11 protein-coding genes are annotated in these 12,564 nt (G+C 64.6%); 8 read left to right on the top strand and 3 right to left on the bottom strand.

Going from position 1 to position 12,564, the window contains the following annotated elements:
* Positions 1–64: 64 nt before the first annotated feature.
* Positions 65–1,117, bottom strand: coding sequence for a S1C family serine protease (locus AC6JAM_RS13625; protein WP_223992434.1), 1,053 nt, complete (start codon positions 1,115–1,117; stop codon positions 65–67).
* Positions 1,118–1,190: 73 nt separating this feature from the next.
* A complete protein-coding gene (locus AC6JAM_RS13620) occupies positions 1,191–1,655 on the bottom strand; it encodes a hypothetical protein (RefSeq protein ID WP_018768695.1) in 465 nt (154 codons plus the stop codon).
* Between the two features lie 435 nt (positions 1,656–2,090).
* On the opposite strand from AC6JAM_RS13620, the gene AC6JAM_RS13615 reads away from it, so the two are divergent.
* The 4 genes from AC6JAM_RS13615 to AC6JAM_RS13600 all read left to right on the top strand — a co-directional run bounded on the left by AC6JAM_RS13615 (position 2,091) and on the right by AC6JAM_RS13600 (position 7,283).
* Positions 2,091–4,196 carry a transglycosylase domain-containing protein gene (locus tag AC6JAM_RS13615; protein WP_497935013.1) on the top strand — a complete coding sequence of 702 codons (2,106 nt, stop codon included), beginning with the start codon at positions 2,091–2,093 and terminating at the stop codon, positions 4,194–4,196.
* Positions 4,197–4,418: 222 nt separating this feature from the next.
* Positions 4,419–5,111, top strand: coding sequence for a phosphatase PAP2 family protein (locus tag AC6JAM_RS13610; protein ID WP_235509848.1), 693 nt, complete (start codon positions 4,419–4,421; stop codon positions 5,109–5,111).
* A 133-nt stretch (positions 5,112–5,244) separates the two neighbouring features.
* A complete protein-coding gene (locus AC6JAM_RS13605) occupies positions 5,245–6,318 on the top strand; it encodes a glucose 1-dehydrogenase (RefSeq protein WP_224084052.1) in 1,074 nt (357 codons plus the stop codon).
* The gene (locus AC6JAM_RS13600; protein ID WP_224084053.1) at positions 6,315–7,283 is read left to right on the top strand and encodes an aldose 1-epimerase family protein; all 969 of its coding nucleotides are present in this window, start codon (positions 6,315–6,317) and stop codon (positions 7,281–7,283) included. Before AC6JAM_RS13605 ends, AC6JAM_RS13600 begins: the two co-directional genes overlap by 4 nt.
* A gap of 121 nt (positions 7,284–7,404) precedes the next feature.
* Here the strand turns inward: AC6JAM_RS13600 and AC6JAM_RS13595 are convergent, their stop codons facing one another.
* Positions 7,405–7,905 (bottom strand): MarR family transcriptional regulator, encoded by a 501-nt coding sequence (locus AC6JAM_RS13595; RefSeq protein ID WP_051081332.1) that lies wholly within the window; start codon positions 7,903–7,905, stop codon positions 7,405–7,407.
* Between the two features lie 84 nt (positions 7,906–7,989).
* Here AC6JAM_RS13595 and AC6JAM_RS13590 point away from each other — a divergent pair, with 84 nt between their 5' ends.
* From AC6JAM_RS13590 to AC6JAM_RS13575, 4 genes are read left to right on the top strand one after another with little or no spacing between them, the layout of a single operon-like run.
* Positions 7,990–8,457 (top strand): hypothetical protein, encoded by a 468-nt coding sequence (locus AC6JAM_RS13590; protein WP_018768701.1) that lies wholly within the window; start codon positions 7,990–7,992, stop codon positions 8,455–8,457.
* Positions 8,454–9,119: a gluconate 2-dehydrogenase subunit 3 family protein gene (locus AC6JAM_RS13585; protein WP_134163994.1), complete on the top strand. Its 666-nt coding sequence runs from the start codon at positions 8,454–8,456 to the stop codon at positions 9,117–9,119. Before AC6JAM_RS13590 ends, AC6JAM_RS13585 begins: the two co-directional genes overlap by 4 nt.
* Complete coding sequence (locus tag AC6JAM_RS13580) at positions 9,116–10,771, top strand: GMC family oxidoreductase (protein ID WP_224084054.1); 1,656 nt, start codon at positions 9,116–9,118, stop codon at positions 10,769–10,771. The genes AC6JAM_RS13585 and AC6JAM_RS13580 overlap by 4 nt, the downstream gene beginning before the upstream one ends.
* Positions 10,772–10,773: 2 nt before the next feature.
* Complete coding sequence (locus AC6JAM_RS13575; protein ID WP_224084055.1) at positions 10,774–12,564, top strand: thiamine pyrophosphate-requiring protein; 1,791 nt, start codon at positions 10,774–10,776, stop codon at positions 12,562–12,564.

Genomic DNA, 12,564 nt, shown 5'->3' with positions numbered 1-12,564 from the left:
TTGGCGATCCTTACCCGAGCAGCATTTTCTTATTTTTACGCAACTATTGCGTTAACGCAATAAGTCATTTAGCCAGGTCGCCAAGGGTGACGTGCAGGTTCTGGGATGCTGAGCCGCGCTGCACGATGACGTCCACCTGCTGCCCGGGGTCCTGTTTCCTGAGGGCCACCAGCAGGTCCGTCACGTTTCCAATGTCTGCCTGGGCGAACTTGGTGATGATGTCTCCTGCCTTCATGCCGGCTTGTTCCGCTGGGCTTCCTTGCGAAACGCTCACGATCAGCGCCCCCGCCGTCGTGGGCAGGGAGAACCGTTGGGCGAGTTGCGGCGTGATGTCGGTGGGGACCACACCGAGGGCGGCGTGTTTGACCGATCCGCTGGCCAACAGCTGGTCTGCAACGTCGGTGACAGTGGAGGATGGCGTAACGAACCCGATGGCTACGGCTCCGGTGCTGGGTGGAAGGTAAGCCTCGGAAAGACCGATTACCTGTCCGCCGGCATTCGCCACCGCACCGCCGGAATTACCGGGGGAAATCGGCGCATCGGTCTGCAGCAGGTCGATGGCGCCGTGGGGTGATTCCTTCGACGGCGGCATGTTCCGGTGCAGGCTCGAGACAATTCCGGCAGTGACGGTTTCCTCCAACCCCAGCGGGCTTCCGATGACAACGGTCATCGAACCCACCTCCGGATCTGTTGCAGCAAATTTTGCGGCCGGAAGGCCGGTGCGGTCGACCTTGAGGACAGCAAGGTCCGTGACGTCGTCAACGCCAACTATTGTGCCTTGGGACTGAGAGCCATCAGCGAACTGGACCTCAACGTTCTTAAAGGGCTGTTTTTGCTGGTCCTCCACGACATGGGCGTCTGTGACAATGGATCCATTGCCGTCGTAGATGACACCGCTGCCAAGGCCGACAGCAGTCCTGATGGTGACCACGGATGGTTCGACCTCCCTGACCACGCCGGGAACCGCGGCCAGGCCGCCGCCGCCCGACAGGCTTGCCTTGGATGCGTCCGGTGATGCAGTGGAGGAACCGGGCCCCGGTGCCGGGTTTCCCGTACAGCCCGTCAGCGTCAGCGCCGCTGCGGTCATTCCAGCCGCCGCGTAGAGTCTTAACCTCATGGGATACCTCCTCTTTGAGAGATCGCCCGGGAGGGGCGGTCGCCTGTCTTGCCCAGCAGGGCTGCTGCCAGCGTCAAGGGCTGGGCGAAGGAACATAAGGCTGGTACTGGTCAAAAGTCCCGTCCTGAATGGGGACGTTGATTCTGGTTTCCTGCCCCTTCACGCTTACCGTCAGGTCAGTGCGCGCACCGGGAGCCTCCGCGGCACTGTTGAGAATGAGGGGCGTCTGGTCAAACTCCTTGTTCCCGCTTGCCGGGATCCTGACCTGGACTTGCTCGTCGGAGTCGGCCAGGACCATCTCAATATCAGCAGCCGTGGTGTTGATGATCGTTCCCAACACGCGTGCGGGTTCATTTTGCCCTGATGTCACAAGCAGAACGCTTCGCAACTCCAGCCCGGCAAAGTTCAAGTCGGAACCGAGCGCAATGGGATCGCGGTCCCCTTCGGAAGGGTTGTAGCAGCCGGTAGCCAGAAGGGCCGAGATCACCAGGACGGGCAGGAGGCGGAAAAACCGTATGGTGCCGTGGGCGGGTTTCATGGATGTTCCTTTCCCTGGCGTTGAGATGCTGCCGGCTGGTCAAAACAGAAGCCTGCATGAGATCTGCAGGTGACAATGCGGCGGAGATGGCGCAGGTCGCCTGGCAGCCCAGTACAGCTTTTCCCCTGCCCCACCGTGGTTAGCTTTAGGGCTTCATCCGTGGGCTTCCCCGATATATCCCCTCCCTCAGTGTGGCGCAGCACTTGCGCCAACGCAATCACTATCCACTTAGCAAGTTCCACTTTTCTGAATTGTTGCCCTCCTGTTATCGGATTCAGCCCTGTCGATGCAGATTCGGGACATAGCATTGTTTGCACATTGGCAATCATTCCGAGACAAGCGGCACTAGACCCAGGAGGGGTTGCTTCCAGGCACCCCTGTCCATGCGACGCGTTGATCGAAGTGCAGTGACGACACGACAAGGAATTCTCCTGCATGCTCCTTAGAGACAAACTGTGGCGAAAGGCTGCCGCCTTCATGGCTGCCTGCGTCATCGGCGGCTTCCTGGTCACCGGGCTCCTGGTCCCCGCGGCGGCGTTGGGCTCATCCCTGGCCGCTACATCCACCAAGCTTTTAGAGCAGCTGCCCTCAGTGCTGGATCTGAACACCCCGGCCCGGAACTCGGAGGTGCTGGCTAAAGATGGGTCGGTCATCGCCACGTTCTATTCGCAGAATCGCGTGCCGGTGGAACTGGAGCAGGTATCACCGTTTATGCGCGACGGGATCGTGGCCATCGAGGACTCCCGTTTCTATGAGCACGGCGGCATCGATCCAGCGGGCATTCTCCGGGCCCTCTACGTGGACACCTTGGGCGGCCGGCAGGGCGCATCGACCATCACCCAGCAGTACGTCAAGAACGTGCTCATCCAGGCGCTGATCTCCAGCGGCAGGGCGGACGAGGTCAAGTCCAGCGCGGCCAGGACCATCGGCGACAAACTTCGGGAGATGAAACTCGCCGTCAGCCTCGAGGACAAGTACTCCAAGGACCAGATCCTTCAGGGCTACCTGAACCTGGTGTATTTCGGCAACGGAGCCTACGGCATCCAGTCGGCAGCCAAAGAGTATTTCGGCGTCCCCGCAAGCGACCTCAGCCTTACCCAAGCCGCCGCCCTGGCAGGAGTGGTCAACAGGCCCCTGTACTACGATCCGATCACCGAACCAGGCCATGTGGTGGCCCGGCGCAATGAAGTTCTGGACCAAATGCTCCAACAGGGTTACATCTCCACGGTCCAGCACGACAAGGCTACCGCCGCGCCCCTCGCCTTGAACGTCCAGCCAACCGTCCAAGGATGCGCCGCGGCGACTTCTCCATACTTCTGCGACTACGTCCAACGTTTGATCCTCAACGACACCGCCTTCGGGGCCGACGAGACGGCCCGGCGCAGACTTTTGTACCAGGGTGGGCTGTCCATCCACACCACTCTGGACCCGGACCTGCAAAAAGTGGCCCAGGGACAGGTCAATGCCTCGCTTCCCCCGGCGGATCCCCTGCAGCGCGGGGCCGCCCTTGTCAGCGTCCAGCCCCGGACGGGCAAGATCCTCGCCATGGCCCAAAACACCATATACAACCCGGCGCCTGGGCCCGGACACTACACGGGCAACTTCGCCCTCCCAGAAACGGACAGCCGCGGTAAGCCGCTCCATGGTGCCGGCGGCTTCCAGATCGGTTCCACGATGAAACCATTCGTCTTTGCTGAATGGCTCAATTCCGGCCGGTCCATGGCTGTCCGGCTGGACGGCTCGGTCCGCACCTACAAGGCCGGCTTCCCATGGAAAAACAGCTGCGGCACGACGGCCGGGTCCTACGATCCCGCCCTCGGCCAGACACCCCTGCCCAACGACGACCCCTACCACTACTATCGGATGAGTGTCCTGGAAGGCCTGTACCACTCCATCAACACCATCACGTTCCAGTCAGCAACGCAGCTGGATTTCTGCAACATCCAGAAGATGGCCACAGCGGCGGGCATCAAGGACGGCCACACCAACAAGCCCTACGACCTCTCCAGTATCGCCAACCTGATCGGCACCCAGGATGTCGCGCCGCTGGACATGGCTACCGCTTACGCAACTTTCGCGGCCGGAGGAATCCGCTGCAGACCCGTCGCCTTGGAGACGGTCACCGGACCCGGCGGACACCACTACCCGGTGCCAGCCGCGGACTGCACCCAGACCATCGACCCGGACGTCGCTGCCGGCGTCACGTACGCCCTGAAGCCAGTACTGACCAAAGGATCGGGCTACAACATTCCCGTGAACAAGGAACAGGACATCTTCGCCAAAACCGGCACCACCGACGGACACACCCAGACATGGACCGTTGGCGCCACCACAGGCATCGCCACCGCCTCATGGTTCGGAAGCTACAAAGGATTCGGGCCGGAATGGGCAAATGAGCACATCGCCATCAACGGAAAGTACTACGCCGGTCTGGACGGAGCAAACATCGCCGGCACCCAGTGGGCCCACCTCATGAACGCCGCGGCCCCAAAATACCCAGGCGGCCCTTTTCCCTCGCCACCACCGTCAATGCTCCGCTGACGGGGGCGGGCCAGCCCCGTATTCCATTGCGCAATTACAATTATTGCGCTATCGTTCATTGATACTCGGTGAAGCAACGGTGGCTTTTTCACGAGCTTCACTTCCCAAACCGCGAAAGTTCCCCAACGACGAGGAACCAGTCCAGCAGGAGGAATGGGTGCCGCCGTGGCAAGCGATTACGACGATGTCCGCCCTGATGTAAAAGAGTCGCAGTCTCAATCCTTGGCTTTTCGCTTAGGCGACGGATTCATTGTTCCCCCAGGCCGGTTCCTCGTCCTGAGCGCAGTGTCACTTGCGCTGGCCCTGGCCGGCGCCGCTTCCTTTTTGCTGACGCTGGGGGAAGTGCTTCACGGCAATGGCGTCACAGCGGCTGACGGGCCCATGACCGAGTGGTTCGTGAATCACCGGACCAGTGCTGCCACCATGGTTCTGGCGGGACTCGCCATTGTGTTCGGCCCGGTCGCCCTTCCGCTGATAACACTGCTCGCCACCACGGCCTGGGCCCTTTTGACCCGCCGTCTTTGGCGCCCCTTGCTGCTCGCCGGGTCGATGCTCACGGGGGTCATCATTACGGAGGTCATCGCCCACGCCGTGGGACGTTCCCGTCCCCCAGCGGCACTGATGATGCTGGGCGCCGATGCCACTTCATCGTTTCCTTCCGGGCACGTCGTCGGTGCCTCAAACTTTCTGCTGATCGGCGCATACCTGCTCTATTCCCGCTCCTCCCGCACGGTTTCCGTGATCGTTGCCTTCAGCGCTGCAGCCGGAGGCCTGACACTGGAAGCAGCAAGCCGCGTTTACCTCGGCTATCACTGGTTTACAGATACGCTCGCGTCCGCCTCCATCTCCGTGGTTCTCCTCGCGGTCGTGATCATGCTGGATATCAACCGCGGCGGCCATGCGGCAGAACAATGAGTGCGAAAGCCGACTGGCTGCCCGGCTGCTGAGCGGGCTCGATGGACGTTAGCGCTTGCTTCCCCCACACTGTTGCGTCATCGCAAATAAAGCGAGACACTGGCCAGGACAACCTCGGCTAAAGGGAGACATCATGCGTGCGCTGACAGTGACCCCGGGAGTCAAGGACTCCCTTCACCTGCGCGACATTCCGGAACCGGCAGCGGGTGAAGGACAAGTGCTGGTGGATGCCTTGGCGGTTGGCCTCTGCGGCACCGACGCCGAGATCATCGCGGCAGATTACGGCGAGGCTCCGCCGGGCCAGGACTACCTGGTGCTGGGCCATGAAAACCTGGGCCGGGTGCGGGAAGCTCCGCGGGATTCCGGCCTCGCCGAGGGAGACCTGGTGGTGGGCATTGTCCGCAGGCCCGATCCCGAACCCTGCAAAGCCTGCGCCGCCGGCGAGTGGGACATGTGCCTGAACGGCAAGTACACCGAGCACGGCATCAAAGGCCTGGACGGATTCGCGCGCCAGCAATGGCGCGCCGACCCGCAGTCCATAGTGAAACTGGAGGCGGGGCTGGAAGACGTGGGTGTGCTGCTGGAGCCCACCACCATCGTGGCCAAGGCCTGGGAACAGATCACCAGGATCGGGCAGCGGGCTTTCTACGACCCTCATATCGCCGTGGTGACCGGAGCCGGACCCGTTGGCTTGCTCGCCGCACTTCTGGGCGTCCAGCAGGGCCTGGAAGTCCACGTCTTCGACATCGTCAAGGACGGGCCCAAGCCGGAGCTGGTCCGGGACCTCGGAGCCATCTACCACAGCGAATCACTGCCGGACTCCGGCCTGAAACCGAACGTCCTGGTTGAGTGCACGGGCGTCACCCCCGTGGTCCTGGACGCACTGCGCTGCCGCGCCCAGGACGCCATCACCTGCCTGACCGGCGTCTCGGGAACCGGGAACCAAACGGAAGTGGATGTCGGCGCCCTCAACCGCGAGGAAGTGCTGATGAACGGCGTGGTCTTCGGCAGTGTCAACGCCAACCGGCGCCACTACGATGCCGGCGCCAAGGCCCTGTCCTCTGCCAACCCCGACTGGCTGCGCCGCCTCATCAGCCGCCGGGTACCCCTCGAAAACTACGCTGAGGCCTTCCATCACAGGCCTGACGACGTCAAGGTTGTGCTGGACCTGCAAAAGTCCCGCGGCGGCAGAGGCGACCAGCGATGATTCCCCGCCGGGAACCAACAGAAGCCACCATCGACCACCGGCACCCGTCCGGGCTCCAGTACGAAATCCGGTACGGCGGGCAAACCGCGCACCTCACGGAGGTTGGCGGGGCATTGCGGGACTACCTGCTGGACGGCCGCACCTTGCTGGACGGGTATGGACCGGATGAGATGTGCACGGGCGCACGCGGTCAGTCGCTCATCCCCTGGCCGAACCGGATCAAGGCCGGCAGCTATGAGTGGGAAGGCCGTCGGCTCCAGCTTGACCTGAGCGAGCCGGACAAAGGCGGGGCCATCCACGGACTGACCCGCTGGCGGAACTGGAATGCCCCGGTTGTGGAGCAGACCGACGAATCCATCTCCTTCGCCTACACCCTGCACGCCTGCCAAGGCTGGCCCTGGGTCCTCGACTGCCGGCTGGACTATCAACTCGGTCCGGACGGATTGACGGTGCGGAGCACGGCGGTGAACCGGAGCGACTCGCCGTGCCCCTACGGGACTGGGGCGCATCCTTACCTCAGCACAGGAACGGTGAGCGCGGGCGCTATCGACACCGCCTTGGTCCAGGTGCCGGGGCGGACGTACCTGCCCGTGGATGAACGCGGCATCCCCACCGGGCACGAGCGTGTGGACGGCACAAAGTACGACCTGCGTGAACTCCAGCAACTTGGTGGCCGGCACATCGACGTGGCCTACACCGACCTTCTCCGCGGCGGGGATGGGCGCGCCCGCGTAAGGCTGCTGCGCCCGGACCGCTCCGGAGGAGTTGAGCTGTGGGTGGACGACACATACCCCTACCTGGAGATCTTCACCGGGGACACCCTCCCCCAACGGGACTGCCGCCGGACCGGGCTGGGCGTGGAGCCCATGACGTGCGCCCCTGACGCCTTCAACTCCGGCGAAGGCCTGATCACCCTGGACCCCGGGCAATCCCACACCGGACAGTGGGGCATCAAGCCAGCCTGAAGGATTCCCTCCGCCGATCCGGGTCCAGCAGAGAAGACATCCCACTTTTGCCAACTATTGCGCAAACGCAAATATTGGGTTTCAATGAAAACATGGCTTGCCGCACCAGGATCCGGTCACGTCACGTACCGGCTCCCAACGTAAAGCGACCGTCGGAGGTACCCTGGCCGCCGGCGGCGGCTGCGAAGGCCTCCAGCGCGGCGGCCAGCGCAGGACGCCGGCCCGCAGGCATCCTGGAAATCACCTCTGCGATGGCCTGCCGCCGGTGCTCCAACACGGAGTTGACCAGTTCCTTGCCCTTGCTGGTCAACTCCAACCGGATGTATCGGCGGTCCGCGGGGTCTTCACGGCGCTGCAGCAGGTCAGCCGCTACCAGCCGGTCGCAGATGCGGGTGGCATTGGATGCGTGCACGCCAAGCTCTGCGGCGACGCCGCCGAGGTTTTGTGGTCCGCGGGTATGGATAAGGACCAGCACCCGCAGCTGTGGCGTATTGACGATGTCCTCAACCTCAGCAACAGAGCGGGCCACCACGCGCAGAAGAGTGTCGGCGGCGCCCATCACCGCTTCGACTTCCCGACTTGAAGGTTCAGGGATCAACGCAGATCCGGCAGATGTATCCATGGGCACCAGTTTCCTCTAATGGTTGCTGTCCCGCAAAGTTTGCCAGCTTCCCTCGTCTGTTCGCAGGCGGCCCGAAGGAGAATCATGAAGACGCAACACCCGGCAGATCCGGTCCGCAGCACGGTGAATGGCATCGACCGGCTTGTACGGAATGTGCAGACGGGGAGGTTTGAGCGCTCCTTGTCAGGCCTGACGGCTGCCGGTGCCCTGGTCACGGCGGCGGAAATCTATCTGGAACATGACAAGGCCAGTTTCGGCAACAAGTGGATGTGGGTTCCCGTTGCCTTGGGCCCGCTGGGGGCCGCCGCGGGAGTAGCCGGCGTATTCAGCCGCCGCATGGCTAAGACCGCCCTCCCGCTGGCCAGCGCCGCGATCATTGCCAACGGGCTGCAAGGAACCTGGCTGCACCTGCAGGGCATCCGGCAGAAACCGGGCGGCCTGTCCAACCTGCGCTACAACCTGGAGATGGGTCCGCCGCTGTTCGCGCCGCTGCTGGTCACCCTGGTGGGCGGAATGGGGGTGCTGGCCTCCGTCCTGAGGCGGGAACCATGAGCAGCCTCCCACTGGACATGTCCGACGGCGGCGGCCGCTACCCCGGCTTCAGCACCCGCGCCCAGGCGGGCCATTGGGACCGGGCGACTGCCGCCGTCGTCGAGTCCCGCCTGGGTATGCCGCCGGACGTCCGTTTCTTCACGCCCGCAGAGGAGGCCGCAGCGCGCGCCCTCTTCGACCAGTTACTGGGCCAGCAGGGCGAGCCCCGGGTGCCGGTGGTGAACATGGTGGACGCCCGCCTGGCAGATGAGCAAACCGACGGCTGGCACTATGACAACATGCCGAGGGACGGCGAAGCGTGGCGGGCAACGCTCGCGGCGCTGGACCGTGAAGCGCACTCCCGTGCCGGCTCCACCTTTGCCGGCCTGGATCCAGAGCAGCAGGCCGGGCTCCTGCAGGACATCTGCAATCTGCACCGGGAACTCTGGCACGGCCTGCCGGCGGACCGGGTGTGGAGCCTCTGGACCCGGTACGCCTGCACCGCCTTCTACTCGCATCCCCTGGCCTGGGACGAAATCGGCTTCGCGGGACCGGCCTACCCGCGCGGCTACAAGAACCTGGGTGTGAACCGCCTGGAGCCGTTCGAGGTGCGCGACATCCGCCCCGATGCTGACCCCACCCACGGGCCAACCCACGACGCAGGCCACGGGGCAGACCGGTGAACAGGGTCCGCGAACGCAATGAGTCCGCGTGGCTGCTCCCTTCCGGACCCGGCAGCAACCTTCGGCTGCGGGAGAATATGCGGCGGTACGCCGAAACCGATGAGGTGGACATGGTCATCGTGGGCTGCGGAGCAGGAGGTTCCACGCTGCTGCAGCGCCTGGCACGGGCCGGGTGGCGGGCGGTGGCGTTGGAGGCGGGTCCGTTCTGGGAACCCGAGCAGGACTGGGTCAGCGATGAAGCCGGATCCCACCATCTGTACTGGACCGAACCACGGGTTATTGCCGGGGCTGATCCCGTGCCCTTGGGGTCAAACAACTCGGGCCGGGGGGTGGGCGGCTCCATGGTCCACTTCGCCGGGTACACGCCACGTTTCCACCCCAGCGATTTCCGGACCTTCACTGCTGATGGGGTGGGCGCCGACTGGCCCCTGGAGTACGCGGAACTGCGGCCGTTCTACGAAGACATCGAAGCGGAACTGCCGGTCGCCGGGGAGCGCTGGCCGTGGGGCGACCCGCACGGCTACCCGCACCGGCCGCATCCTGTGTCCGGCAACGGCGAGCTGTTCCTGCGCGGCGCCAACGCCTGCGGCATCACCGCGAAGGTGGGTCCGGTGGCCATCGCCAACGGCAGGTTCGGCAACCGGCCGCACTGCATCTACCGGGGATTCTGCCTCCAGGGCTGCAAGGTCAACGCCAAGGCATCCCCGCTGATCACGCACGTCCCGGACGCGCTGGCCCACGGCGCCGAAATCCGCCCCGACTCGATGGCCACCCGGATCGGCTTTGACGAACGCAGCGGGCTGGCAACCGGCGTCGAATATGTCCAGGGCGGCGTCACGAAGTTTCAGCGGGCCCGCCTGGTGGCCGTGGCCGGCTACTCGATAGAAACCCCGCGGCTGCTGCTGAACTCCGCCACGCCGCGCTTCCCGGACGGGATGTGCAACGACTTCGACCAGGTGGGACGGTACCTGATGGTCCAGGGCGCGCCCCAAACCGCCGGGCGGTTCCAGGCCGAGGTGCGGATGTGGAAGGCCCCTCCCCCCGAAGTCAGCACGGAGGACTTCTACGAAACGGACCCGGCAAAGCCCTACAAGCGGGGATTCTCCATCCAGTGCGTGTCCCCGTTGCCCATTACCTGGGCCGAGCATGTTGCCGCGCAAGGGCACTGGGGGTCCACCCTCCGCCGCTATATGAGCGACTACCCGCACTGGGCCTGCCTGGGCGCCCTGTGCGAATTCCTCCCCCTTAAGGAGAACCGGGTAACGCTGGCTGACGGGACGGACCGGCACGGCATTCCCGTGGCGTGCTTCAGCTACGGCCAGTGCGACAACGACCGGCAGCTGATGTCCGCAGCACAGCAGGTCATGGAAGAAATCCTGACCGCTGCAGGGGCAGAGGAAGTCATCACCATCAACCGCTATGCCCACTTGGTGGGCGGGGCCCGGATGGCAGCCACCCAGGACGCCGGTGTGGTCGACCGGAACTGCCGCAGTTTCGCGGTACGCAACCTCCTGGTCACGGACGGCAGCGTGCTGCCCACCCAGGGGAGCGCCAACCCCGCCCTGACCATCATGGCGCTGGCGGCCCGCGCCGCCCGCGTCCTGGTCCAAGGCGCCCGCCGCGGCGCCACGATGAGCGCAAAGGAAGACTGATCATGGCAACCACAGTGGCCGACTACCTGCTCGCACGCCTCGGTGAGTGGGGTGTGGACAAGGTCTTCGGTTTCCCCGGAGACGGTATCAACGGCATCCTGGCCGCCTTTGGCAAGGCCGGCAACCAGCCGAAATTCATCCAGGCACGGCACGAGGAGATGGCCGCGTTCGAGGCCGTGGGCTACGCCAAGTTCGGCGGCCGCGTGGCCGTGTGCATGGCCACTTCCGGGCCCGGAGCCATCCATCTGCTCAACGGCCTCTACGACGCCAAGCTGGACCACGTTCCGGTGGTGGCCATCGTGGGACAGACGGCACGCAGCGCCATGGGCGGCTCCTACCAGCAGGAGGTTGACCTGCTGACTCTCTTCAAGGACGTGGCTTCCGACTACGTCCAGATGGTGACCGTCCCCCAGCAGCTGCCCAACGTCATCGACCGCGCCATCCGGATCGCGGAGGCCCAACAGGCACCCACCGCTGTGATCATCCCGGCCGATGTGCAGGAACTCGAGTATGCCGCCCCCACCCACGACTTCAAGATGGTCCCTTCCAGCGTCGGTGTCCGCTGGCCCGACATCCAGCCTGACACCGACTCGATCCGCGGTGCCGCGCAACTCCTGAATGAAGGCTCCAAGGTGGCCATCCTGATCGGACAAGGGGCGCGGGGCGCGGCCGCGGAGGTCCGGGAAGTGGCTGAACTGCTGGGAGCAGGGGTGGCCAAGGCGCTGCTGGGCAAGGACGCCCTGCCCGATGACCTTCCCTACGTCACCGGCTCCATCGGGTTGCTGGGCACCCGCCCCAGTTACGAGATGATGCGGGACTGCGACACCCTGCTCACGGTGGGATCCAGTTTCCCGTACACGCAGTTCCTGCCTGAACCGGGCCAGGCGCGTGGCGTGCAGATCGACGTCGACCCCAAGATGATCGGGCTGCGCTACACCAACGAATTCAACATCGTCTCCGACGCCGCTGCCGCCCTGCGCGCCCTGATTCCGCACCTGGCCCGCAAGCAGGAGCGGTCCTGGCGGGAAAACCTGGAATCGAACATCAGCCGCTGGTGGGAAACCATGCACGACGAAGCCATGGTCAGCGCCAACCCGGTCAACCCCATGCGGCTGTTCGCCGAACTCTCCACCCGGTTGCCGGCGGACGCGATGCTCAGCGCCGATTCCGGCTCCTCAGCCAACTGGTACGCGCGGCAGCTGAAGTTCCGGGAAGGCGTCCGGGGCTCGCTGTCCGGTAACCTGGCCACCATGGGCCCCGGTGTGCCCTACGCCATCGGCGCCAAGTTCGCCTTTCCGGCCCGGCCCGCCATCGCCTTCGCCGGGGACGGCGCCATGCAGATGAACGGGCTGGCGGAGCTCATCACGGTGAAACACTACTGGCGCGAATGGAATGATCCCCGGCTGGTGGTGGCCGTCCTGCACAACAATGACCTGAACCAGGTCACCTGGGAAATGAGGGCCATGGGCGGGGTGCCGGCCTTCCGCGAGTCCCAGGCCCTGCCCGACGTCGACTACGCGGGTTTTGCGGAGAGCCTGGGGTTGCAGGGCATCCACGTTGAGGACCCCGACGACGTGGGGCCGGCCTGGGAGAAGGCCCTCGCCGCGGACCGGCCCACCCTCCTGGACGTCCGCACCGACCCCGATATTCCGCCGATCCCGCCGCACGCCACCTTTGAACAGGCGCGGAAGACTGCGGAGGCCATGGTCAAGGGTGACGACAGCGCCTGGGGCGTGGTGAAGGAAGGGGTCAAGACCAAGATCCAGGAATTCCTGCCGCACAAGGAGGGCTGA

The sequence above is a fragment of the Arthrobacter sp. GmRoot5-12 genome, from assembly GCF_059739365.1.
The sequence above is the reverse complement of the archived record's forward strand: the minus strand, read 5'-3'. Positions and strand labels throughout refer to the sequence as shown.

What these genes read in the sequence shown, in the direction of transcription:
- AC6JAM_RS13625 (WP_223992434.1), bottom strand. Translation starts at nt 1,117, where the DNA reads ATGAGGTTAAGACTCTACGCGGCGGCTGGAATGACCGCAGCGGCGCTG.
- AC6JAM_RS13620 (WP_018768695.1), bottom strand. Translation starts at nt 1,655, where the DNA reads ATGAAACCCGCCCACGGCACCATACGGTTTTTCCGCCTCCTGCCCGTC.
- AC6JAM_RS13615 (WP_497935013.1), top strand. Translation starts at nt 2,091, where the DNA reads ATGCTCCTTAGAGACAAACTGTGGCGAAAGGCTGCCGCCTTCATGGCT.
- AC6JAM_RS13605 (WP_224084052.1), top strand. Translation starts at nt 5,245, where the DNA reads ATGCGTGCGCTGACAGTGACCCCGGGAGTCAAGGACTCCCTTCACCTG.
- AC6JAM_RS13600 (WP_224084053.1), top strand. Translation starts at nt 6,315, where the DNA reads ATGATTCCCCGCCGGGAACCAACAGAAGCCACCATCGACCACCGGCAC.
- AC6JAM_RS13595 (WP_051081332.1), bottom strand. Translation starts at nt 7,905, where the DNA reads ATGGATACATCTGCCGGATCTGCGTTGATCCCTGAACCTTCAAGTCGG.
- AC6JAM_RS13590 (WP_018768701.1), top strand. Translation starts at nt 7,990, where the DNA reads ATGAAGACGCAACACCCGGCAGATCCGGTCCGCAGCACGGTGAATGGC.
- AC6JAM_RS13585 (WP_134163994.1), top strand. Translation starts at nt 8,454, where the DNA reads ATGAGCAGCCTCCCACTGGACATGTCCGACGGCGGCGGCCGCTACCCC.
- AC6JAM_RS13575 (WP_224084055.1), top strand. Translation starts at nt 10,774, where the DNA reads ATGGCAACCACAGTGGCCGACTACCTGCTCGCACGCCTCGGTGAGTGG.